This is a genomic window from Streptomyces sp. NPDC001549, assembly GCF_042894025.1.
Taxonomy (GTDB): Bacteria; Actinomycetota; Actinomycetes; order Streptomycetales; family Streptomycetaceae; genus Streptomyces; species Streptomyces kutzneri.
The window spans coordinates 1-22,206 of record NZ_JBIAVJ010000054.1 but is presented as its reverse complement, the minus strand read 5'-3'; the positions used below and the strand labels follow the sequence as shown (position 1 = coordinate 22,206).

18 protein-coding genes and 1 pseudogene are annotated in these 22,206 nt (G+C 71.0%); 15 read left to right on the top strand and 4 right to left on the bottom strand.

The window, feature by feature from the left end:
- Positions 1 to 306: 306 nt before the first annotated feature.
- The gene (locus ACFY04_RS42445; protein ID WP_389126342.1) at positions 307 to 1,206 is read left to right on the top strand and encodes an NAD-dependent protein deacetylase; all 900 of its coding nucleotides are present in this window, start codon (positions 307 to 309) and stop codon (positions 1,204 to 1,206) included.
- A gap of 70 nt (positions 1,207 to 1,276) precedes the next feature.
- Here ACFY04_RS42445 and ACFY04_RS42440 read toward each other — a convergent pair whose 3' ends face one another.
- Positions 1,277 to 2,815: a carboxylesterase/lipase family protein gene (locus ACFY04_RS42440; RefSeq protein ID WP_389126341.1), complete on the bottom strand. Its 1,539-nt coding sequence runs from the start codon at positions 2,813 to 2,815 to the stop codon at positions 1,277 to 1,279.
- 359 nt (positions 2,816 to 3,174) lie between these two features.
- On the opposite strand from ACFY04_RS42440, the gene ACFY04_RS42435 reads away from it, so the two are divergent.
- From ACFY04_RS42435 to ACFY04_RS42385, 11 genes and pseudogenes are all read left to right on the top strand, one after another.
- The gene (locus ACFY04_RS42435; RefSeq protein WP_389126340.1) at positions 3,175 to 4,587 is read left to right on the top strand and encodes a lamin tail domain-containing protein; all 1,413 of its coding nucleotides are present in this window, start codon (positions 3,175 to 3,177) and stop codon (positions 4,585 to 4,587) included.
- A 38-nt stretch (positions 4,588 to 4,625) separates the two neighbouring features.
- The gene (locus tag ACFY04_RS42430; RefSeq protein ID WP_389126338.1) at positions 4,626 to 5,906 is read left to right on the top strand and encodes an excalibur calcium-binding domain-containing protein; all 1,281 of its coding nucleotides are present in this window, start codon (positions 4,626 to 4,628) and stop codon (positions 5,904 to 5,906) included.
- A 236-nt stretch (positions 5,907 to 6,142) separates the two neighbouring features.
- Positions 6,143 to 6,787 carry a transcriptional regulator gene (locus ACFY04_RS42425; RefSeq protein ID WP_389126336.1) on the top strand — a complete coding sequence of 215 codons (645 nt, stop codon included), beginning with the start codon at positions 6,143 to 6,145 and terminating at the stop codon, positions 6,785 to 6,787.
- Between the two features lie 6 nt (positions 6,788 to 6,793).
- Complete coding sequence (locus ACFY04_RS42420; protein WP_389126335.1) at positions 6,794 to 7,927, top strand: aminotransferase class I/II-fold pyridoxal phosphate-dependent enzyme; 1,134 nt, start codon at positions 6,794 to 6,796, stop codon at positions 7,925 to 7,927.
- Positions 7,924 to 8,865 carry an ornithine cyclodeaminase family protein gene (locus ACFY04_RS42415; RefSeq protein WP_389126333.1) on the top strand — a complete coding sequence of 314 codons (942 nt, stop codon included), beginning with the start codon at positions 7,924 to 7,926 and terminating at the stop codon, positions 8,863 to 8,865. Before ACFY04_RS42420 ends, ACFY04_RS42415 begins: the two co-directional genes overlap by 4 nt.
- A gap of 67 nt (positions 8,866 to 8,932) precedes the next feature.
- Positions 8,933 to 9,397 carry an ATP-binding protein gene (locus tag ACFY04_RS42410; RefSeq protein ID WP_389126331.1) on the top strand — a complete coding sequence of 155 codons (465 nt, stop codon included), beginning with the start codon at positions 8,933 to 8,935 and terminating at the stop codon, positions 9,395 to 9,397.
- Between the two features lie 385 nt (positions 9,398 to 9,782).
- Complete coding sequence (locus ACFY04_RS42405) at positions 9,783 to 11,255, top strand: tyrosinase family protein (protein WP_389126330.1); 1,473 nt, start codon at positions 9,783 to 9,785, stop codon at positions 11,253 to 11,255.
- Positions 11,255 to 12,067, top strand: a complete 813-nt coding sequence (locus ACFY04_RS42400; protein WP_389126328.1) for a DUF2182 domain-containing protein — start codon at positions 11,255 to 11,257, stop codon at positions 12,065 to 12,067. The genes ACFY04_RS42405 and ACFY04_RS42400 overlap by 1 nt, the downstream gene beginning before the upstream one ends.
- A 1,347-nt stretch (positions 12,068 to 13,414) precedes the next feature.
- Positions 13,415 to 14,458: a winged helix-turn-helix domain-containing protein gene (locus ACFY04_RS42395; protein ID WP_389126327.1), complete on the top strand. Its 1,044-nt coding sequence runs from the start codon at positions 13,415 to 13,417 to the stop codon at positions 14,456 to 14,458.
- A gap of 134 nt (positions 14,459 to 14,592) precedes the next feature.
- Positions 14,593 to 14,718 (top strand): annotated as a pseudogene (locus tag ACFY04_RS42390) (DUF4839 domain-containing protein); the annotation flags it as partial.
- Positions 14,719 to 14,889: 171 nt separating this feature from the next.
- Complete coding sequence (locus tag ACFY04_RS42385; protein ID WP_389126351.1) at positions 14,890 to 15,423, top strand: SMI1/KNR4 family protein; 534 nt, start codon at positions 14,890 to 14,892, stop codon at positions 15,421 to 15,423.
- Between the two features lie 88 nt (positions 15,424 to 15,511).
- Here the strand turns inward: ACFY04_RS42385 and ACFY04_RS42380 are convergent, their stop codons facing one another.
- Positions 15,512 to 16,708: a hypothetical protein gene (locus tag ACFY04_RS42380; RefSeq protein WP_389126325.1), complete on the bottom strand. Its 1,197-nt coding sequence runs from the start codon at positions 16,706 to 16,708 to the stop codon at positions 15,512 to 15,514.
- A gap of 280 nt (positions 16,709 to 16,988) precedes the next feature.
- Here ACFY04_RS42380 and ACFY04_RS42375 point away from each other — a divergent pair, with 280 nt between their 5' ends.
- Positions 16,989 to 17,216, top strand: a complete 228-nt coding sequence (locus tag ACFY04_RS42375; RefSeq protein WP_389126324.1) for a hypothetical protein — start codon at positions 16,989 to 16,991, stop codon at positions 17,214 to 17,216.
- A gap of 15 nt (positions 17,217 to 17,231) precedes the next feature.
- Here the strand turns inward: ACFY04_RS42375 and ACFY04_RS42370 are convergent, their stop codons facing one another.
- Positions 17,232 to 18,518 (bottom strand): UDP-glucose dehydrogenase family protein, encoded by a 1,287-nt coding sequence (locus ACFY04_RS42370; RefSeq protein ID WP_389126323.1) that lies wholly within the window; start codon positions 18,516 to 18,518, stop codon positions 17,232 to 17,234.
- Positions 18,519 to 18,956: 438 nt separating this feature from the next.
- Positions 18,957 to 19,904 carry an AEC family transporter gene (locus tag ACFY04_RS42365; protein WP_389126321.1) on the bottom strand — a complete coding sequence of 316 codons (948 nt, stop codon included), beginning with the start codon at positions 19,902 to 19,904 and terminating at the stop codon, positions 18,957 to 18,959.
- A gap of 118 nt (positions 19,905 to 20,022) precedes the next feature.
- Here ACFY04_RS42365 and ACFY04_RS42360 point away from each other — a divergent pair, with 118 nt between their 5' ends.
- Together ACFY04_RS42360 and ACFY04_RS42355 are read left to right on the top strand one after the other, a co-directional pair.
- Positions 20,023 to 21,390, top strand: coding sequence for a sensor histidine kinase (locus ACFY04_RS42360; protein WP_389126320.1), 1,368 nt, complete (start codon positions 20,023 to 20,025; stop codon positions 21,388 to 21,390).
- Complete coding sequence (locus ACFY04_RS42355) at positions 21,387 to 22,067, top strand: response regulator (RefSeq protein WP_389126319.1); 681 nt, start codon at positions 21,387 to 21,389, stop codon at positions 22,065 to 22,067. Before ACFY04_RS42360 ends, ACFY04_RS42355 begins: the two co-directional genes overlap by 4 nt.
- Positions 22,068 to 22,206: the final 139 nt, after the last annotated feature.

Below are 22,206 nucleotides of genomic sequence, written 5' to 3'. Positions count from 1 at the left end.
TGAGTTCCGGTCGCCCGGTCGGTCCGGTCGCCCGGTCGGTCCGGTCGTCCGGTCGGTCCGTCCGTGGGCCAGGGCCGTACGGGGAGCTCCTCGCAGGCAGCGGCTGGGGCCGGCGATGGCCAGCCGGTGTCGCACTCCGCACTCCCGCCGTCAAGCACGGTTGCGGTCGGAATCAGACCGGCGCCCGGCCAGGCCTCGCCGGCGCCCGGCTCAGCGGTCCGTCGAGCTCCGGCTCGGCGTGGTGGGGTGCCCACACAGGCTGCACGGTGCCGTGCCGGTGTCGGGCCTGTTCCGTACGCTGGCTACATGCGTACGCGCCCCACTCTGAGCTGGACCCCCACCGAGGACCTGCGGCCCGGCACCGCGGATCCGGAGCCGGTCGCCGACGCGCTGAGGACCGGCGGCGTGCTGGTGCTCAGCGGGGCGGGCCTTTCCACGGAGTCGGGCATCCCCGACTACCGGGGCGAGGGCGGAAGCCTGCGCCGCCACACACCGATGACCTACCAGGAATTCACCACGAGCACCCACGCCCGGCGCCGCTACTGGGCACGCAGTCACCTGGGCTGGCGCACCTTCGGCCGCGCCCGGCCCAACGCCGGGCACCGGGCCGTGACCGCGTTCGGGCGGCACGGCCTGCTCTCGGCGGTGATCACCCAGAATGTCGACGGCCTGCACCAGGCCGCCGGCAGCAAGGACGTGGTGGAACTCCATGGAAGTCTGAACCGGGTCGTCTGCCTTTCCTGCGGCGCCGCCAGCACCCGCCGGGAACTCGCCAGGCGGCTGGAAGAGGCCAACGCGGGCTTCGAGCCCGTGGCCGCCCGACTGAATCCGGACGGTGACGCCGACCTCACCGACGAACAGGTCGGGGACTTCACCGTCATGCCCTGCTCGGAGTGCGGCGGCATCCTCAAACCGGACGTGGTGTTCTTCGGCGAAACCGTTCCCCCGCGCCGGGTCGAGCGCTGCCGCGAACTGGTCGATGCGGCGACCTCACTCCTGGTCCTGGGCTCCTCGCTGACGGTGATGTCCGGCCTCCGGTTCGTCCGCCAGGCAGCCCAGGCGGGAAAACCCGTACTGATCGTCAACAGGGACCCGACCCGAGGCGACCGGCACGCCGCCACCCGCGTCGCGCTCCCCCTGGGAACGACCCTCACCGCCCTCGCCGACGGACTGAACATCCCCGTCGACGGCCAGACGGCGGACTGAACGGTGGACCCGCCGGGGCGAGCCTCGTCGAGGCCTCGGCGGCCAGTGGCCGGCTCCCCCAGGAGAGCTCCTACCTGCTGAGCAGCGGCAGGGCCGGGAACGTGTGGTCCTGCCAGATCAGGCGGGAGGCCTCCTCCGGGTAGGCGGCGAGGGCCGGCCGGGTATCGAAGAGCCGCACGAGGCGCTGCTCCGTGTCGTGCGCGGGCCAGCCGGGGTCGCCGTGGGCGGCGAACGCCGTCCAGGCGGCCCGCATCCGTGCGGACAGGTCTTCCGCCTCCGGGAACGGGCTTTCGCCGATCAGCACGGCGGGCTGGCCGCGATCCAGGTTGCCGAAGACCAGAGGCACGTCGAGGCCGTGGCACGCGCCGAGGGCACCGCCCATGCCCGGGGCGGACCAGGTCAGTTCGTACACATGGGCACGGCCGCCGGCAGCGTTCTGGGCCTGGGCGAGGTGGAGGGACGGCATGCGGAACAGCCAGTCGGAGTTGACCAGCTCGTACAGCTCGTCCGGGCCCGCGGCGGGAAACGCGTCGCGGTAGCGGCGTGCGGCGTCCCGGTCAGGGCCGAAGACATCCAGGGCGGTCTCCGCCTGCTCCGGAGTGACCTGGCCGAGCAGTCCGTCGAGAGCGGCGAGCAGCCGTGTTTCGTCGCGGGTGTGGCCGACGAGGAGTTCGATGTCCCGTCCGGCGCCGTCGGCCAGGGCCTGCCAGGGCGTGACCGGCAGGATGTCGCCGTCGACGACCGGCGAGAACGGGATCGCCCGGTGTCCTGCCGGACCCCAGCGATCCGCCGACCGGTCCATCCTGGCCGCGACCGCGTCACCGGCGGCGGCCAGCCGGACGGGGTCCACCCCGGTCAGGTCGGCCAACGTGGGCCGCATCCCCAGCTCGGCGGCGCAGGCGGCGGCGATGTCGGCGGCGAGCTCCGGAGAGAAGAATGTGCCCTGCACACTCTGTGCGACGGCCCGGCCGAAGAGCCCGGCCGCGCGCGGCATGGCCAGCAGCGCGGCGACCGATCCGGCACCTGCCGACTGGCCGAAGACCGTGACGCGGTCCGGGTCACCGCCGAAGGCCCGGATGTTGTCGCGCACCCATTCCAGGGCGGCCACCTGGTCCAGCAGGCCCCGGTTGGCGGGCGCCCCTTCGATCTGCCCGAACCCTTCCAGGCCCACACGGTAGTTGAACGTCACCACGACGACACCGCCGTCACGTGACAGGCGTCCGCCGTCGTACTCGGGAAGACCGGACATGCCGATCGAGTAGGCACCGCCCTGGATCCACACCATCACCGGCAGCCCTGCGCCCGGGCTCGGTTCGGGTGACCAGACGTTGCCCGTCAGCCAGTCGTCGCCGGCCGTGTCCCGCGCCAGCGCGTCCATGCCGAAATGGCCGCCCTGAGGGGGCGGCGGGCCGTACGCCACCGCCGGCCGTACCCCGTCCCATCCCCGTACGGGCCTCGGCTCGGCGAAACGCAGCGGGCCGACCGGCGGCTCGGCGAACGGGATGCCGCGGAACACCGCCACACCCGCCTCGCGGCTGCCGCGCAGCACCCCGCCTGCCACGCGGACCTCGGGCTCGGATTCGGACGGCTCGGACGCGGTAGCGGTCATCACGGCTCTTCCTCGGGCGGCCTGGACGTTCCGGATCATCCCGCTGCCGCACGATGCGTGCCAGTCATTTAGGGAGGGTCCACCGCCGCCCGGGGACAGCAACCGGCCACCCGCGGAGGCATCCCGGACCTCGCCAGGCGCCGACCGCCGCCCCTGACCGCCCGCGAACACCGAGCGGTCCACCGGCTCGCTCGGCCTGCCGGAGGGCCTCGGCGTCCGGGACCGTCCGGGGTGAGCCCGTTCTATGAGCTACCCGCGCTGTTCGCGGCGTGTTCAGCCCGCGGCTGCCGCTGTGCCCCACGCTTCGCCGGGAGCGCGGGCGCGCTCGCCTGCCCACCGGATGAGACGAGGACCGGCCGTTGCGTACGAACTGGCGTAGAGAAGCCCACATCATCGCCGTCTCCCTGACCGTCCTGGCCGTCGGCCTGTCCGGTGCGCCGGCTTCGGCGCAGGAGCAGCCGACGGTGCGGATCAACGAGGTCGAGTCGAGCGGCGGCAGCCCCGGTGACTGGATCGAGCTCGTCAACACCGGGGCCGCCGCGGTCGACATCTCCAAGTGGGTCGTCAAGGACAACGACAACTCCCACTCCTACAAGATCGCCAAGAACACCTCGCTGGCTCCGGGCGCTTTCCTCGCGCTGGACGTCGAGCCGTCGTTCGGCCTGGGCAGCTCCGACTCCGCGCGGCTGTTCACAGCGGACGGCTCCACCCTGGTCGACTCCTACACCTGGACCGACCACGCGACCACCACCTACGGCCGCTGCCCGGACGGCACAGGCGCGTTCACCACCACGACCGCCGCGACCAAGGGCGCCGCCAACGCCTGCGGCACCCCCGGCGGCGGCCAGCCCGCCCACGGACCCTGGCCCGGCAACTCCGCAGTCACCATTGCGGACGCCTCCAACGCGTTCGGGGAAAACCTCAGCGGCCTGTCCTTCGAGAGCGCCGGCGTGCTCTGGGCGGTGAACAACGGGCCCGGCAAGCTCTACCGGCTCGTACCCAACGGCACGGCATGGCGTCCCGACCCGGCCGGCGGCTGGGCAACGGGCAAGGCCCTGCACTACGCGAACGGCAGCGGCGACCCCGACGCCGAGGGTGTCGTCGTCACCCCCGACGGCCTGTTCGTCGCCACCGAACGCGACAACGGCAACGGCTCCACGAGCCTGCCGAAGATCCTCCGCTACGACACCGCCTCCAGCGCCTCCTCTCTGAACGCGACCGCCGAGTGGAACCTCACCTCCGACCTGCCCTCCCTGCCGGCCAATGCCGGACCCGAGGGCATCTCGTGGGTGCCCGACTCGTTCCTGACCGCGCACGGCTTCCGTGACGAGCACACCGGCGCCGTGTACAACCCGGCCTCCTACCCCGGCCACGGCAGCGGCCTGTTCTTCACCGGCGTCGAGGCCGACGGCACCGTCTACGCCTACGCGCTGAACCTGTCCGGTGGCGGTTACACCCGCGTCGCCACCATCGCCAGCGGCTTCACCGGCGTCATGGACCTGGAGTTCGAGCCCGCCACCGGCCACCTGTGGGCGGCCTGCGACGACACCTGCCAGGGTCAGACCTCGGCCCTCGACATCAACGCCCAGGGCAAGTTCACCGCCACCGCCGTCCACGACCGGCCCACCGGTATGCCCGACTACAACAACGAGGGCTTCGCCATCGCCCCCCAGTCCACCTGCACCGCCGGTCAGAAGCCGGTCCTGTGGTCCGACGACGGCAACGACGGTGGCCACGCACTGCGCGCCGGCACCCTGAACTGCACTCCCTGACACCAGCTCCCGGCCCTGACGCGCCTGTGCCCCGGCGGATGACCGCTGGGGCACAGGCGCGTCAGGAAGCGCGGGGCCCTCCCGGAGGAACTACTCCTCCTCAGGGACCCGTGGCCCGGAGGCTCAGCACGACGAGGGCGGCGTTCTCGCGACGGGCAGCCACCGCGGGCAGCCACCGCGGGTGTCCTGGCCTCGGCCCAGGCCGCAAGTCGTGCACGGCAGACACTGATCGTGGCGTTGACGCATCCGCAGCCCCTTTGGCGAGGTGGCGGCCCTCCGCCCGTCTGCGCCCGGTCCACGGGGCCGGGGTGCATGCGAATGGCGCGGTATCCGCCGCAGGCCGAGCACCCCGCCACAGGCCGGTGGTCCGGCAGGCGAGTGCGCCGTTCTTCAGGAATGGCCGGGTGCTGTCCGGTGACCAGGAGGCGGTGGAGGCGTTGGCCTGGTACGTCCCTGCGCCCCTGCGTGCCGATGCTGTGCGGCGTGGGGGTGTCCCGGCCTATGGGCTGGCTGATCATGGCCCTGCCCGGTGGTCGGTGGTCGCTCACTTTCCCGTGACTCGCCGTTCCCGCCGTTCCTTCGTGCTTTCAGTCTGGAGACGCGTGTACCCATCCTCTGACCCCGGCCTGCCTTCGCCCGTTCCGGGCCGCCGCTGGCATCCCGCGTTGGCGGTTCCTGCCGTGGTCGTCGCGACGCTGGTCGTACCCCCGTTCGGCGCCGCGCTGGCGTTCATGGCTCGTTGGGACAAGGCCGGCAGGGCGGTGACGGTGGTGCTGGCGTCGGTCTGGTTCGGAGTGCTGCTGGTGGCCGGTGCCAATCCGAAGCCCGCCGGCGTCGACGCCAAGCAGCAGCCTCAGTCGCAGCCGGTGGTCGTGGTCACGGTTACCGCCCCCGCCCCGGTGGCTTCCGCACCGGTGTCCGCGTCGGCTGCTCCGACGGCGCCCCCGGCGGTGTCCCCTCCGGTGTCGCCGCCGACGGAGGCGCTGGCACCGCCGGCTCCTGCAGCGCCTCAGGGGGCAGGCGGTGCTGCCCGGCAGCCTCAGGGTGGGGCCGCGGCGGGGCCGGGGCGCCAGGCGGCGGCTGATGACGGCAAGGCCAGGACCTCCGGCGGCAATCCTGCCGCCGGCGGATCCTCGTCCCACACCGGCACCGGCACCGGGGCCAGCGGAAGCGGGAGCTCGGGCTCCGGGGGCGGGAGTTCGGTGTCGTACCGGAACTGCACCGCGGTCAGGCAGGCGGGGGCGGATCCGATCCGGCGTGGCGATCCTGGCTTCGGGCCGCATCTCGACCGTGATGGTGACGGTGTCGCCTGCGAGTGATCCCGCCGCCGGGCGGCCGCTCAGCCGCCCGGCGGGGGCCGGCAGCTGTGGCGCTGGTGGCGCTGGTGCCGTACGCCCGCCCGGCCCGGCCTTGGCGGCCCGGTCCCGTTCCGGGTGATCGTTTGGGCGGGTGAAGGCGTGCGAGCCCCGGTAAGGGGATCGGCTTCCGGGCCCCGCGGAAACGGTCCCAGCCGAGGCCCTGGACACTATGTCCAGACTGGACGTACAGTACAAACATGAGTGGAACAGAAGCGGGTCGCGACCCTCGTCTTCGGATGTGGGGACCGGTGTGCCAGGCCGTCGCACGGCTGCTCGGCCCGTATGCCGAGGTGGTCCTGCACGATCCGGAAACCGACCGTGTGCTGGAGATCTGGAACCCGATGACCACCCGTCGCCCGGGAGATCCTTCGCTGCTCGGCGAGCTGGACGCACTCGGCCAGTCGGCTCAGGACGTGTACGGGCCGTACGAGAAAATGCTGGTGGACGGCCGGCGCCTGTCTTCGGTCAGCGCGGTCCTGCGGGATGCGCAGGACCGGCCGTCGGCGGTCCTGTGCATCAATCTCGACCGCACTCCGCTGGAACAGGCCGCGGCGGTCCTGTCCGCCTTCGGTGCACCGGTCGTACAGCGCCCCGAGCCACTGTTCGAGGAGGACTGGTCCGAGCGCATCCAGCATGTGATCGGCTCCTACGTCCGTGAGACGGGCCGCCCCGTCGAACGCATGACCCGCCAGGACCGCCTGGTCGTCCTCGGCCGCCTCGACGAGGCCCGGGTGTTCGCGGTGCGCCGCGCCGCCCCGGTCGTCGCCGGGGCGCTGCGGGTGTCCCGGTCCACCGTCTACGGCCTGCTGGCCGATCTCAGAGCACCCAACGCAAAGGACTGATGCACCATGACCCGGCTGCCCGATTTCCGCCTGGAGACGTACTTCTCGCGGTGGGAGTTCACCGCCCGCCATCACCTGACCGCCTCCGACGTGCAGACCATGACGCTCGGCGAGCTCCTCGCGCTGGCCGATGACAAGGACCGGGACGCCTTCGAGAACCTGTCCCTGGGGTACACCGAGACGTTCGGTGACCCGGCACTTCGTGAAGTGATCGCGCAGATGTACGAGCGCGCCGACGCCGACGACGTCATCTGTTTCGCCGGTGCCGAGGAAGCCCTCTACCTGGCGATGAACGTCCTCCTCGGCGCGGGCGATCATGCGGTGGTGGTGACCCCGAACTACCAGGCCGCCGAGACCGTGCCGATGGCGCTGTGTGAGGTCACCGGGGTGGCCCTGGACCCGGACCGGGACTGGGCACTGGATCTCGACGAGGTGGCGGCGGCGATACGGCCGAACACCCGGGTCGTCTCGGTGAACTTCCCCAACAACCCGACCGGCAAGGTCATCGACGCGGCCGACTTCGCCGCGCTCGCCCGGCTGTGCGACGAGCGGGACATCCACCTGTTCAGCGACGAGGTCTACCGGGGTCTCGAGTACGACCCGGCCCGTATCCTGCCGCAGGCCGCTGACCTCTCCGAGCGCGCGTTGTCCCTGAACGTGACCTCCAAGTCCCTGGGACTGCCCGGGCTTCGGATCGGCTGGATCACCTGTCGTGACCGCGAGCTGCGCTCCCGTCTGGAGCGCGCAAAGCACTACACGACCATCTGCAACTCCGCGCCCAGCGAGGTCCTGGCCCGCATCGCGCTGAAGGCCCGCGCCACGCTCCTGGACCGCAACCGGGCCCGGATCGCGGCGAACCTGCCTGCGTTCGAGGCGTTCTTCGCCGAGTTCGCGGACGACTTCGAGTGGCAGGCCCCGGACGGCGGATGCGTCGCCTATCCCCGCTATCTCGGCGCCGAAGGGGTGGAGGAGTTCTGCACCCGTCTGGTGGAGGAAGCCGGCGTCCTGCTGCTGCCCGCGAGCATCTACCACTCCGAACTCACCGCCACCCCGGCCGACCGGTTCCGTATCGGAATCGGCCGGCGCAACCCGGAAGAAGGCCTGGCCGCCTTCGCCTCGTGGATGCGGGCCCGTCGATGACTCTCCCCGTTTTCGGCCTGGCCGCCATCGAGCGGACGGTCACCTCGCGATTGGTCCTGGACACCGTCCAGGACGGGCTGATCGCCCACGCCGAAGGCCGCACCGCCGTACCGCCCCCGCTGCACATGGCGTTCCCCGAAGCCGACGGCGACTGCCATGTGAAAGCCGGCTGGATCACCGGCGCCACCGACTTCACCGTCAAGATCGCGACCGGCTTCTACAGCAACTCCGCCCTCGGCATCTCGTCCAACCACGGCCTGGTCTGCGTCGTCAGCGCCCGCACCGGACAGATGCGCGCAATCCTCGACGACCGCGGTCTGCTGACAGCCTGGCGCACCGCAGCAGCGGGCGCGCTGATCACCCACGCCATGTCCCGCCCCGATGCCTCGACCCTGGCCGTCTTCGGCACCGGCGAACAAGCCCGTCTCCAGGCCACCTGGCTGGCCGAACTCCGTACCGTCAGCGCCGTGCTCGTTCACGGCCGCACCCTGCACAGAGCCAACGCCCTGTGCGAAAAGCTCCGCATACACGGACTGAACGCCCGGCCGGCAGTGGCTCAGGACGCCGCCGGCGCCGACATGATCATCACCACGACTGCGGCCACAACCCCCGTTCTGGACGCCGCCCACGTGCGCGAAGGCGCTCACGTGACGGGCATCGGCACGGACATGCCGCACAAGAACGAGCTCCCGCCCGCGCTCTTCCGCCGCGCACAGGTCATTGCAACGGACGACCACGCCCAGTGCATCGACCACGGAGACTTCGGCCATGCCGTCCGTGCCGGGGCCACCGCCCAGGACAGCGACATCGCGGCGGGCGAACTGCTCAAAGCACCCCTCGACCGCCCCGAGAGAGCAATCACGGTCGCCGACCTCACCGGGGTGGGCGCGCTCGACGCGGCGCTCGCCTCAGCCGTCCTCGACCGGCTCCTGCGGTAGCCGCCAGAGCCGTACAAGCGCGGCTTCGCCCACACTTCTCACACACCCGACCCGGCAGGACCCTGCCATGAACGCCAGCCCCTGCACCGAAGCAGCCCCCTCCCCCACTGCGCCCCTACCGCCCGTCACCACTACACGGGCCGACGCGCCCCGCATCTGGTGGCTGCCGCACCGCCCCGAGTCAGCCGGCACCGCACGCCGCATCGCCAGTGCCGTGCTCCATGCCTGGAACGTGGACGACGAGACCATCGATCAAGCACTGCTCGTCGTCTCCGAACTCGTCACCAACGCCCTCGAACACGCCCTGCCGCCCGTCGCCCTCCATCTGCAGCAGGCCGAAGACGACGGCACCCTGCGCATCGAAGTCGACGACGGCGGCCCCACCCACAACGAGGGCGCCTGGACCACGAGCTGCGCACCGGAAGAACACGGCCGCGGCGTGGCCATCATCACCCTGCTGGCAAGCGCCCACGGCACCCGCATCCTGGCGCACACCGTCACCTACTGGGCCGTCCTCCCGGCAGCCAGGTGAAAACAGGACGCAGTGTGGCGGACGCCGGCGGTCCTCCCTGTCGTCGGAGATCAGCGAGCAGGGCTCGAAGGGGCGGGGCCCGGCGGCGAGCAGCTCACCCGCGAGGTCGGCGACGTCCCGTTCCGGGGCGCCGCTCAAGCGGTCCCGGTGTCTGACGGAGCACCCCAGCCCTGGAGACCTACCCGCCCGCCCCAGCGCTTCCGCATCGAACTGCTGCGCAGCTGCCCGGCGGCCGTTCGCCCGTGAAGGGTGCTGCGGCAGGGGCGACAAGGCAACGGTGAGGAGGGAGAGACGCCTCCCTCTGGCCCTGTCGCCCGCGCGCCGTATCCGTCCAGGCGTGTCGGTTCGGTAGTTTTCCCCCGATTCCGGCTCGCGAGCCTGCTTGATGGACAACGGGCGGCAGGGCGATGCGAGCGACCGAACCACGGCCGGGGTGACGGAGGCGGACGCAATGGCGGTGCACGTGCGCAGAAACGTGTGGAAACTTCCGGACGGTGATCAGACACTCGCACACTATGCTGCGGCCGTCCGCGAGATGAAGGGCCGGGACCCGGGCGACCCGACCAGCTGGTTCTACCAGGCAGCCATGCACAAGACGACCGTGACGCCACCCAAGCCGCTCTGGAACGGTTGCCAGCACGGGTCCTGGTTCTTCCTCTCGTGGCACCGCATGTATCTCTACTTCTTCGAGCGGATCGTTCGCGCGACGGTGGTGGATCTGGGCGGCCCGGCCGACTGGGCCCTGCCGTTCTGGGGCTACGACGCCGGCGGAACGCAAGCCCGGATTCCGCCGGCCTTTCGTGAATCGCAAGGCGGCACCAACCCCCTCTTCGCCCAGCGGGGCAACAGGGTGAATCTGGGCCAAGCCCTGCCCTTCCAGATCACCTCTGCGGCGTCGGCGTTGGCCCGCCCGAAGTTCGTCGGGGAGGCGGAGTTCGGCGGTGGCATCACGCCGGGCGGTGACTCCATCTGGAACAGACACGGACAGATCGAGCTCACGCCGCACGGCGCCGTGCACAACCACCTCGGCGGCCTGATGAAGAATCCCCGCACGGCCGCGCAGGATCCCGTCTTCTGGCTTCACCACGCCAACATCGACCGCCTCTGGTTCGAATGGTCGAGCCGCCCGGGGCACAGCAACCCGACCGACCTGCGTTGGAGGGACCAGGAATACCGGTTCTTCGACGCCGACGGGACCGAGGCACCTCTGACGGGGGCCGGCATCGAGGACATCGCGAACCAACTCGGGTACACGTACGAGTCGAACGTGGCGATCACCACCCCGACCCCGACCCCCACCCCGCCCCTGCCCCCGGTACCCGAGATGTCGATGAGCAATCCGAACGCCTCCGGGCCAACCCGGCCCGAACGGAGGGAGCTGGTCGGCGCGTCACAGCATCCCGTACGCCTCGTCGGTCGCGCTGCGAGCGTCGCCGTACCCATCGACGAACGGACGGTGCGGTCGCTCGGCGTGGGCCTCGGAGCCATGGCCGCCGAGGCCCGGGGGCGGGTATACCTCAGCGTCGAAGACATCGAGGGTGACGAGAGCCCCGACACTGTCTATGGCATCTACGTCAACCTGCCCGACGGAGCATCGGAGGAACTGGCGGAGAGCCGGCGAGTCGGCAACCTGCCGTTCTTCGGTATCGAGCTGGCACAGGATCCACGAGGCGATGAACACCCGCACGGTCTGCGGGTGACCGTGGAGATCACCCCGCTGGTGCGCAGGCTGGAGGCGGAGAACGCCTGGGACGATCACGAGATGCTCGTGACCTTCCTTCCGCTCGGCTTCACGGAGCCGGAGGGCGAGGACGACCCTCCGGTCCAGATCGGACGCGTCAGCCTCGGCTACACCTGATGACCCAGGAGAGCGCGGAGCGGGTGCGCTCCCCGCGGACGATGCGCGTGCGGCGGTTGCTGCGGCCGCGGGTCTCCCTCGGCTTCGAGCTGGTGGCCGTCGCCGCCTGGATCGCCCTGGTCGCGCTGGTCGTGGCCGGGGGAACGCACGGCACGGATGGCGCAACCCACATGCACGGAACGGGTGGCGTCGCCGAACCGGGCGGCCCCCCGGCCGGCTTCGGGGCATCCGGCTCCATGGACCTGGCGATGTGGACGCTGATGAGCGTCGCAATGATGCTGCCTGCGACGGTCCCGGTGCTCGAGCACGTGGGCACGAACAGCCTGCGGCGACGACGGCAGCGCGCGATGGCGACGTTCGCCGCCGTCTTCATGGCCGTCTGGATCGGATACGGTGCGCTGCTGCTGCGGCTGGCACCGCTGTGGTCGCCGTTGCCCGGCGAGGTCGTACTCGCTTCGGCGTTGGCGCTCGCGGCCGTCTGGCAGCTGACCATCCACAAACGGCGCGCGCTGAGGGACTGCCATCGCTCTTCCCCGCTACCACTGAGCGGCTGGCCCGCGGTGGCGGGGGCCGGCCGCTTCGGGCTGCGCCACGGCGGAGCCTGCTTCCGTTCGTGCTGGGCGCTGATGCTCGTCATGGCCGTGGCGAGCGGGGTGAGTGAGGGGAGCGGGATGCTCGGCTGGATGGTGCTGCTCACCGGGATCGTCACGACCGAGAAGCTCGCCCGCAAGCCGCGCCGCCCCACACACGTCGCGGCCGCGGTACTGGCCGCGGCCGCGATGTCGGTCGCCCTGACCTTCGGGATCGCCTGAAGCCCGCCCGACCAGCGCGCCGGTCGTCGGCGCCCCGGCGCCGAGGATGTCCGGCGCCGGGACGGCCCGGAACAGGGAGGACGCAGGTCGGGCGGGCAGCGCGATCCACCCGCCGACCCGCAGGTCCCCGCAGAACCAGACCACGCCCCGCCCGTCGCGCACCGACAGCCAGTCCTCGGAGGACATCGCCCCGCGGAACGCGGCGACCGGGGTGCGGTCCGGTGCCAGCAGCTGGACCCGGGCCCCGACCAGCGCCTGGTGGTCCGGGCTGTCCTCCCCGTCCAGCCGGCACGGCCATACCTGCCACGGTTCCTGCTCAAGCGTCTTCAGCGCATGCTTCCTCCGGGCCGCCAGCTCGGCGGGCCACAGGCCGATGAAGCCGACCACACCGATTACGCCCGCCACCGCGAAGGGCAGATGGAAGATCACGGTCAGCACCACCGTCACGACGATCCCGCCCGCGAAGCCCTGGGCGATCCTGCTCGCGTATCCCGGCTCCAGTGCGTTCTGCGCCTTGCGGGCCACTCCCCGCACCTGTGCCGCCGGTCTGGGCGATATCGCGTACCCGACTCCTCAGCCAACATGTCGCCCCCCTCTGATCTGAGTCACCAGCGCGACAGCGGCCGTGAGAAGGGCGCGTTTGGCCCGGTTACGACGGGGTCCCTGCTTGCCGTTCATGGATGAGCCTCTCTTCGTGTCGGTGACTGGGCGGTAGCTGCTGGTACGGATCTCCCGTGGGCCATGGGCAGGCCGCGGGGCAGGGCGTGCAGGATGGAGGAGGGTCAGGCGGCCCAGCGGCCGTTGGATACCGCCTCGGGAGCGGAAGGAGAAGGCGAACAGGGCCCCGTCCCGTACGTTCGTGGCGATCGTGTTCCACTGACCCCCGTGGGCGAGCTTGTATTTCGGCTGGCACTCCAGCCGTCCCTGGGTCTCGAAGCAGACCTTGACGTACCGGTCCGTCTTGGGCCTGATGTTGATGTCTGTGCAGGCGTTCGAGGTCGAGAAGAGCCGGCCGGCCGGGAGGTCCACGTCTCCGGCGGGCTTGGAGTAGCTGGTCGAGGAGTCGAAGCATGATGCTGCCGACTCGGGCATCCGAGCCTGGGCAGTCGGCGCGGCCACGAGCGCGCCCCCGACGAGCGCGGCTGTGCACAGTCCTGTGGTAAAGCGTCGGCCGGTCTCCATGGTTCGTCCCTCCGGGTTCATGCAACGAGAGGCGGGGTGCCCTGGGCCGGGCGCCGCTGCTGAGCAGGATTCACCCGGGCCGGAAGAGGAGTCGACTCGTTTCGGTCTGTCCCGAAACGAGGGCGGTGGGGAGCATCGCCTGCAGGGGCAGGCGAGGAGGTAGGCGTGCTGCGGTTTCACTTCGCTGCAGAGGATCTGGCGCGGGTAAGGGTCACTGTTCTGGGTCCGCTCGCGGAGACGCAGCTGAGCTTGTGGAACCTGCAGCGGCGTGATGGCAAGGCGCTGTCCGGCGGCTGGCGTGTGCGCACGGGCCCGCTGGTCACCAGCGATGGGCCGGACACGGCGCGGTTTCTGAGCCGGCCTGCCGGAGGCCTGGTGGATCTGTTCACTCTGGTGGGCGCGGCAGACTGTATGGACGAGGGGGCTGAGCGGCTGAGCAGTGCGCCGGACCGTCGGCTGCGCGCGGAGTTCGCCGTGCTTCCGTGCGTGGACAGGTGGCGGGCGCCGTGGCTGACCGAGGCGATGAATGCCGACCCGCGGGCCGTGCGAAGGCTGGCCGCCTCGCTGCAGGACTGCCACCGCGTCGCGGTGGCCCCGTACTGGGGGCGCATCCATCAGCACCTGGACGGGGAAGTGGCTCGGCGGGGGCGGCTCATGGTGGAGGGCGGGGTGGGGGCATTGCTGGACAGCCTGCGCCCGATGGCCGTGTGGAGGTCGCCCGTGCTGGAGATCCCGGGCTATCGGCCGCTGGTCCACCCGGAGGCCGACTTCCACCTGGCGGGTCGTCCGCTCGTTCTGGCACCATCGGTGTTCTGCGGTCCGGTTCCCCAGTTGTTCGCGAGTCCCCAGTCGGACACGGTCGTCATGGTGTATCCGGCGCTGAACAACCCGGTGGAAGCGGCCGGCCTGTGGGCTTCCCCGGCCGATTCACGCCAGGTCGATCCCCCCGTACCACCGGCTCTGTCCGCGCTCCTCGGCCGTACCAGGGCGGTCGTGTTGTGCGTGATAGCCGACCATCCGGCGTGCACCACCACGCAGCTTGCCCAGAAGGCAGGCATTTCACCAGCCAGCGCGAGCGAGCACGCCACCACGCTGCGCGGCGCCGGGCTGACCACCCTCACCCGGGAGCGAAAGGCTGCCCTTCATACGGTGACCCACCTCGGTTTTACTCTGCTGAACTCCAACGGTTCGGCCCCGTCCAGCACCTGAACACGGACCCTGCCACCCCCGGGCCGATCCGCGTTCGGAGGCGAAACGGACCGACTGTGCTGAACACACCGGCGTGACGGGGAACTCCACCACCATGCACGGCCGCGTCAGGGCCGGCCTGATCGCCCGCGACCGTGGTGCCCGGACTTCGCAAGGGCCGGACGGTGGCGTTCGACCGGTCGACCGTGAGCATGGCGCCCCACGGTGAGTACGACACCCGCTACGACTTCCTCCTGGGCCCAGGCGACAATGGACCTCGACGGAAATCCGGTAGTCAAGAGGGGCAGTCGCCTCATCACGGACCAGCGTGCCCGGCCGGCCGAAGCAGGTCCGACGAGAGCAGTCGGGCAGGTGCGACTCGCCGTTGTCCGCCCGCCTGTTGTCATCCCGTCCGTATGGACTCACCAACCCTGAGGAACACGACCCCCGCCATGACCAACACCCTTGCCCGTCTTCTCGACATAGCCCCGGCGCCGAGCCGGCCCCGCCAGAAGGATTGGGGCGAGGTCGAACGTACCCTCGCGGTCGAGCTCCCCGACGACTACAAGGAGTTCATCGGCGTCTACGGAGGAAGCAACTGGGACGACTACCTCTACGTCCTGGAGCCCGACTGTCCCAACAAGCACTACGACCTCCTCAAGTGGGCCAAGTACCAGTTCGAAGACCTGGAAGGCCTGTGGACGGTCGAGAAGAAGCCGGCAGAACTGGAGACCGAGGGATCCGTGGTCATCCTATGGGCGACCACGGACAACGGAGAATGCCTGTACTGGCTCGTTCTTCCGGGTGTTGAGCCGAACGAATGGACCGTCATGGTGAACGAGGTCAGCGGCCCCCGATGGGAACATTACTCCGTGTCGTGCACGCAATTCCTCGCATCCGCCCTCACCGGAGAGTTGCAGTCGGACATCCTCTCGTCATCATTCCCCATGGCCACCCATGAATTCCGCCGCCTCAGTGCAGTGTGACGATTCGGCGCTCTGCCGACCCCAACGGGTGCAGGTCCAGTGCTGAACTGAGAGGCCCTCAGGACTGGCTGACCGACACGTCCGTACATCACGACCGCCCCGGGATCCCGGCGTCCTCATCCGGCACCGTTACGGCGTTCCGGCCGATGAGGTCCTGCAGGAGCTCGCGCGTGGGCGGCGGCATCATCCCCTCGGCGCCGGGGAGGTGCCATTGGCAGCCGGGAACGAGGCTGTCGAGCCGCCGGAACTCCTCCAGCTGGTACAGGAGCATCAGGGTGTCGAGCGCGTGCTGCGTGGGGGGCGGGTCGCGGTGCTTCAGCGCGCTGAGCAGTGCCAGGCCGGCCATCGCGTAGCGGCTGTTCTGCCACTCGGCCGCAGCCTCGCCCAGGCGCCCCGCAGCCAGTTCCGCCTCGACGCGTGCAGACAGGTCCAGGGCCCAGTCCCGTACGCGCTCCGTGGTGTTCCAGGCCGCGGTGAGGTCTTCGGGCGGGGTCGTGTCGGCGAGGGCGCGCAGGTGGTCGCGGACATCGCCGGTGGGACCGAGGGCCAGGTTCCCGTCGGGTGTGAGGACCTTGTCGGCGACGTCCGGGGCGTCTTTACGGGAGGTCTCGACGAGCGAGGCGATGGGGTTCTCCACGGTTCCGGGGTTCATCGCGCGCAGCATGTCGCCGACGTCCTCCAGGGACATCGACCCGGTGATGACCGCGGTGGCCGCCGTCAGTGCGGCGTCCTGCGGCGTTGAAGTCGAGGGGCCGGGATTCTCGTCCCACAAGGCGAGTTCGGCCGGCAGCCACGTGTGCCCGCCGGCTCGGGCGAGGCGGGCGATCCCTTCGTCGATCCGCCGGGCCCGGGCGGGGACCAGCGTTACGGTCAGTCCGGCTTCTTCGATGTGGTCGGCGAGGTCGTCGAGCTGCTGGTCCAGGTCGCTGTGCGGTTCGTCGTCAGCGCCCTGAAGGGTGATGGTGTCCACCGCTGCGGTGAAGGCGGCCCGCACCGTTTTCCCGGGTACCGGGAGCCCTTCCGCGAACAGCTGCAGGGCCAAGTCCCTCGGACGCTTACCGCGGCCGGCGTGACGGGCAAGGCCGAGGACCAGGTCGAAGCCTGCGGGCGCCGGGCTGGAAGTGCTGCCTCTGCCACGGCCCAGGCCTCCCCCGGGAACGTTGCCGGGCAGCAGTCGGGCCCGCCTCCAGACCTCCAGGTTCTTCGGGGTGACGGTGAACCCGTGCCGGTGTGCGTGGTCGATCAGCTGCTGGTCGGCGGCACTCGGGGCGTCCGAGGAAGACATGAACGGGAAGGTACCGGCGCCGCTCGTGGCCCCGCGGACGGATGAGACGGTCCGTCACCTCATCAGGTGCTCCCTCTTCGATCGGCGGCGCGATGCCCACCGTATGGCGTACGCCCTGGCGCCGGCCGCGGCGGCGCGGACCGTTTGGAGACCTTTGGAGACCCCCCACCTGCGCCCGGTCACGGTGGAGCCGGCCCGCTCGAATGGCACCGAAGCGGCAAGTCCCCGGCGTACCTACGCCGGGCAGGCCGAACGGATCGGATACCCAGAGGAGCCCTCCATGCCCACTGACACGAACGCGCCGCGCCAGGACCGCGGCAACCAGGAGCTGCGCCTGGCCGTTCTTCTCCTGGCCCTGACCTTGGGGCTGTTGATCACGGCAGCGGTTGTCTACCTGGCCCTGGTCCACCCGTCGGCGGCCGAACCGCTGGCGGTGGGCGCGACCGTCCTCGGCGCCCTGACCGGCACTGGCGGTCTCATCGTTTGCGTGCTCGGGCATGGGCGGTGAAGGGCCAGGTGGTGGTCAGGGGCGGCCGACGGAGGTGTACCGGAACCCGATCTCGCGCAGGTGGGCGGGGTCGAGGAGGTTACGGCCGTCGAACATGACCGGAGTGCGCATGACGCCGTGCGCCTGCTGCCAGTCGATCTCGGCGAGTTCGGGCCACTCGGTCACGATCACCACCGCGTCCGCGCCGGCGAGGGCCTGCTGCGGGTCCGGGAAGCGGGTCACGGAGTCCCACGGTTCCCCGGCGGCCGGGCGGGCGAGGGGGTCCCAGGAGCGTACGTGTGCGCCTTCGGCGAGCAGGCGGCCGGCGAGGACGGTGGAGGGGGCCTCGCGCATGTCGTCGGTGCCGGGCTTGAAGGACATGCCCAGGAGGGCGATGTGCTTGCCGGCGAGGTCGCCCAGTTCGTCCTTGAGGTGTTGGATCGCGCGGCGCTTCTGGATGTTGTTGACGTTGATGACCGCGGTGAGGAGCTGGGGGTGGAAGCCGGTGTTGGAGGCCATCTGGCGCAGGGCTTCGCTGTCCTTGGGGAAGCAGGAGCCGCCCCAGCCGATGCCCGGGCGCAGGAAGTGGGCGCCGAGACGGTGGTCCATGCCGACGGCCCCGAGGACTTCGGTGACGTCGGCGCCGGTGTTCTCGCAGAGGGTCGCGATCTCGTTGGCGAAGCTGATCTTCGTGGCGAGGAGTGCGTTGGAGGCGAGTTTGACCATCTCGGCCGACTTGACGTCCATCGTGGCCACGGGGGCGTCGATGCCGGTGTGCAGGGTGGCGACGAGGGCGCCGGCGGTGTCGTTGTCCTGGCCGATGACGATGCGGTCGGGGGCCATGAAGTCGGTGATGGCCCGGCCTTCGGCGGTGAATTCGGGGTTGGAGACGTAGCCGACGTGGGCCAGTCCGATCTCGTCCAGCAGGACGCGGGCGCGGGCGCCGGTGCCGACGGGGACGGTGGACTTCATGACGACGGCGCGCAGGTCGTGGGCCTCGGTCAGGGAGCGGACGACGGCCCATACGCGGGAGAGGTCGGCGTCTCCGGAGGCGGAGGGCGGGGTGTCGACGCACACGTAGGCGATCTCGGCGCCGGTGACGGCCTCGGCGAGGTCCTCGGTGAAGGTGAGGCGTTCCTTGTTCCGGGCGATCATGTCGCCGAGTCCGGGTTCGTGGATGGGGACGTCGCCTGCGCGGAGGATGCGGACGCGTTCGGGGTTGATGTCCCGGACCGTGACGTGGTGGCCGAGCTCGGCGAGGCACGCGCCGGTCACCAGGCCGATGTACCCGGCGCCGAACACCGCGATACGTCGCTCTGTCATGGTCTGTCCATTCTCTTCATGCCGGTTCGGGCGGGTCGTTCCGATCTGCCCGGATGCCGCCCTGATCACGGGCGACACCCTACTCGGCTGTGCCCGGACCGCCGGAATCGCGTCGGAATGCGGCCGAGCCGCCACTAGCTGTGGCCGGGAAGGTCTGCCGGGTTGCGGCGTCCGGTGCATGGGGTCTCCCCAGGCCCGCAGGGCCTGGGGGAAGCATCGCAAGGCGGAGGGCCGCGGCCCGTACTGGACGTACGTGCGCGGTCCGACAACGCGGCGAGGTGCCGTGCCGGGCGCCGTGACCCGGTGAACCTTTCCGATCACAGCACCAGCGGGTGGCGAGGACGCCGTCGGCGAGCACGCGGCCTTGGCGCCCGTTCACGGGCCGGGCCCGGTTCGAGCGCTGCAGGGCCTGGACCGAGGGGCCGGAGGCACCGGCAGTCATACGGCCACCGTCTGCAGCCACAGGGGCAGCAGCAGGAGCGACACGAGCGAACTCTTGATCACGATCGAGGCGGAGAGGTCGACGCCGACGTCGTAGCGCTGGGCGAAGATGAACAGGTTCTGCGGGGTCGGCATCGCCGCGATCAGGACGAGGTACGCGAGCCACTCGCCCCGCACACCGAAGAGGAGCCCGCACACCGCCCAGGTCAGCAGCGGGAACGCCAGGCACTTGAAGCCTACGAGGGCGAGTTCCTCGCGGGTGGTGCCCCGCAGGTCGAGGCCGAGGCCGCCCAGGTGGAGGCCGAGGGCGAACAGGGCCACCGGGGAGGCGCTGTCCCCGACGAACGCGGCGCCGTCCAGGACGACGGCCGGGACCCGTACCGAGAGCAGGTTGAGCAGGATCCCCGCGTTGCAGGCGAGGACCAGCGGGGTCGCGAGCGAGGCGCCGACGGCACGGGAGAGGCGACGGCCCGGACCGCCGGCCGCCGGGCCCGCGCGGCCCAGTTCCATGAGGGCGATGACGACCAGGGACAGTACGCAGACCTGGAACAGCAGGATCGGGAAGATCGGCGCCGCCGTCCCGAACACCGTGATGAAGACGGGTACGGCGAAGTAGGCGGTGTTCACCTGGACTCCCGCCATCACGCGCAGCGCCACGTCGCGGGGCTCGCGCAGGCCGTGGGCGACCGCCGCCACGGCCACCGCCACCACGGCGAGGGCCGCGGCCCCGGCATAGCCGCCGATGGCCCGCCAGTTGAACAGGGCCCCGAGGTCGCTGGCGTAGATATTGCCGAAGAGGTAGCAGGGGACGGCGAAGAGGAAGGCGTAGTCGGAGAAGACCTTCGAGGCCTCGGCCGGAACGATCTTCCGGCGGGCGAGCACCACCCCGCCGCCGAACGCCAGCAGCACCGGCACCAGTTTCTCCAACGCCGCCGCGCCACCCATGCCCGCATCCCCCATGATCGACAGGCGTGCAGCCTAGCCCCACCCGCCTCCGGGCCTTCCGGGCCCTCCCGGGCCCTCCCGGCCTTCCCGGCCTTCCCGAGCATAGGCTGGTCCGATCATGAGCGACGAACCCCGCACCCGGCTGCGCAGCCGCACCCGCGAACGCATCCGTACCTCCTCGGCGGCCGGTGCCCGGGTGCCCGGCGCGCTGACGCGGCTCGCCGTGGTGCTGCGCACGCCCGCCGGGGCGGCGCAGCCCTTGTTCGCGCAGGCGCCCAGGAGGTGGCAGCGGGCGCTGCCGTTCGTCGTCGTCGGCATCTTCGTCGTCACCCTGCTGCCGGTGACGATCGCGGTGCTGTCCAACGACTACGGGGCGGGCGGCGGCTGGGCGGGCGCGCTGGGGGTGGCGCAGACCGTGCCGCTGCTCCTCGCGCTGACCCGGCCACTGCACGCCTGGCTCGTCGTCCTGACCGCCGACATCGTCGCCGCGGTGCTGCTGATCGGCGCCGACAAGGTGGCCGGGCATTCCTGGCCGTGGCCGCCGATGACCATCGTCGGCTACCTGGTGCTGATGGCCTGCCTGGGACTGCGCGAGTCCGTCCGGACCCTGGTCGGGGTGTGGCTGGTGACCGGCGTCGTCGGTACGGTGCTGGGCTTCTCCGAGCCCGCGGGCGTGATGAACACCAATGCCCTGCTCTTCGTGCTCAGCGGCGTCATGCTGGTCCTGACGGGCGCGCTGCGGGGGCTCGGCGACGCGCAGCAGCGGGTCGCCGAGCAGGAGAGCATCAGCGAGGCGGAGCGGTCGCGGCGGACCCTGCTGGAGGAACGGGCGCGGATCGCACGCGAGTTGCACGATGTGGTGGCCCACCACATGTCGGTGATCACCGTGCAGGCCGATTCGGCGCCGTACCGGATTCCGGGCATGTCGGAGCCCGTACGGGAGGAGTTCGCGGCGATCGCGGCGAGCGCACGGGAGTCGCTGGGCGAGATGCGGCGCCTGTTGACCGTGCTGCGCGGCGACGGCGCGGGCGGGGCGGACGGCGCGGTCGGCGCCGACGGCGAACGGGCCCCGCAGCCGGGGATCGACCGGCTCCAGCAGCTGGTGGAGGCGACCGTACGGGCCGGGCAGCCGGTGGAGCTGTCGCTGGCGGCCGGGGCGGCCGGGGCGGCGCCGCCGGCGGTGGACCTGTCGGCGTACCGGATCGTGCAGGAGGCCCTGGCCAATGTGGTCCGGCACGCGCCCGGCGCCCCCACCCGGGTCTCGGTGACGGTGGACGAGGACGAGGTCCTGGTGCTCGTGGTCAACGGCCCGGCGCGGGACGCCGCGGTGGAGCTGGAGAGTTCGGGCACGGGGCACGGTCTGGTGGGAATGCGCGAACGCGTACGGTTGACCGGCGGCACGCTCGACACGGGCCCGCTGCCCGACGGCGGCTTCCGGGTCGCCGCCCGGCTGCCCTTGAACGATCCGACCGAGGACTCGATGTGACCATCCGCGTGATCATCGTCGACGACCAGGCCATGGTGCGGGCCGGGTTCGCCGCCCTGCTGTCGGCGCAGGCCGACATCGACGTGGTGGGCGAGGCGCCCGACGGGCGGCAGGGGGTACAGGTGTCGCGCTCCACGCACCCCGATGTGGTGCTGATGGACGTGCGGATGCCGGAGATGGACGGGCTCACGGCCGCCCGGGAGATCCTCGATCCCCCGCCCGGGGTGGTGCACCGGCCGAGGGTGCTGATGCTGACCACGTTCGACATCGACGACTACGTGTACGAGGCGCTGCGCGCGGGAGCCTCCGGGTTCCTGCTCAAGGACGCCCCGCCGGCCGATCTGATCGCGGCGGTCCGGGTGGTCGCCTCGGGCGAGGCGCTGCTGGCGCCCTCGGTGACCCGACGGCTGATCGCGGACTTCGTCCAGCAGCGCCCGGCGCCGCGCAAGGACCCCGCGCTGCGGCTGAAGGGGCTCACCCCGCGCGAGACCGAGGTGTTGGAGCTCATCGCGCGCGGGCTGTCGAACCAGGAGATCGCGGGGCACCTGGTGCTGGCGGAGCAGACGGTGAAGACGCACATCGGGCGGGTGCTGGCCAAGCTGGACCTGCGGGACCGGGCTCAGGCCGTGATCTTCGCGTACGAGGCGGGGCTGGTGCGGCCGGGCGACTCCGGCTGAGTCCGCCGGTCCTCGGTCGGACCGGCCACCACCTCGGACACCCTCTAGTGTTCTGCGCCAGAAATCTCAGGGTTAAGTCTGCGCCTGGTTGCCCGGTTCGGATGGGGTGATCTTGGTGAGGTAGTCGGCGAGGGACTTG

Excerpts from the sequence above, each read along its gene's own strand:
- ACFY04_RS42420 (WP_389126335.1), top strand. The coding sequence starts at position 6,794 with ATGACCCGGCTGCCCGATTTCCGCCTGGAGACGTACTTCTCGCGGTGG.
- ACFY04_RS42400 (WP_389126328.1), top strand. The coding sequence starts at position 11,255 with ATGACCCAGGAGAGCGCGGAGCGGGTGCGCTCCCCGCGGACGATGCGC.
- ACFY04_RS42370 (WP_389126323.1), bottom strand. The coding sequence starts at position 18,518 with ATGACAGAGCGACGTATCGCGGTGTTCGGCGCCGGGTACATCGGCCTG.
- ACFY04_RS42365 (WP_389126321.1), bottom strand. The coding sequence starts at position 19,904 with ATGGGTGGCGCGGCGGCGTTGGAGAAACTGGTGCCGGTGCTGCTGGCG.
- ACFY04_RS42415 (WP_389126333.1), top strand. The coding sequence starts at position 7,924 with ATGACTCTCCCCGTTTTCGGCCTGGCCGCCATCGAGCGGACGGTCACC.
- ACFY04_RS42410 (WP_389126331.1), top strand. The coding sequence starts at position 8,933 with ATGAACGCCAGCCCCTGCACCGAAGCAGCCCCCTCCCCCACTGCGCCC.
- ACFY04_RS42380 (WP_389126325.1), bottom strand. The coding sequence starts at position 16,708 with ATGTCTTCCTCGGACGCCCCGAGTGCCGCCGACCAGCAGCTGATCGAC.
- ACFY04_RS42445 (WP_389126342.1), top strand. The coding sequence starts at position 307 with ATGCGTACGCGCCCCACTCTGAGCTGGACCCCCACCGAGGACCTGCGG.
- ACFY04_RS42385 (WP_389126351.1), top strand. The coding sequence starts at position 14,890 with ATGACCAACACCCTTGCCCGTCTTCTCGACATAGCCCCGGCGCCGAGC.
- ACFY04_RS42360 (WP_389126320.1), top strand. The coding sequence starts at position 20,023 with ATGAGCGACGAACCCCGCACCCGGCTGCGCAGCCGCACCCGCGAACGC.
- ACFY04_RS42440 (WP_389126341.1), bottom strand. The coding sequence starts at position 2,815 with ATGACCGCTACCGCGTCCGAGCCGTCCGAATCCGAGCCCGAGGTCCGC.
- ACFY04_RS42405 (WP_389126330.1), top strand. The coding sequence starts at position 9,783 with ATGGACAACGGGCGGCAGGGCGATGCGAGCGACCGAACCACGGCCGGG.
- ACFY04_RS42425 (WP_389126336.1), top strand. The coding sequence starts at position 6,143 with ATGAGTGGAACAGAAGCGGGTCGCGACCCTCGTCTTCGGATGTGGGGA.
- ACFY04_RS42430 (WP_389126338.1), top strand. The coding sequence starts at position 4,626 with ATGACCGCTGGGGCACAGGCGCGTCAGGAAGCGCGGGGCCCTCCCGGA.
- ACFY04_RS42375 (WP_389126324.1), top strand. The coding sequence starts at position 16,989 with ATGCCCACTGACACGAACGCGCCGCGCCAGGACCGCGGCAACCAGGAG.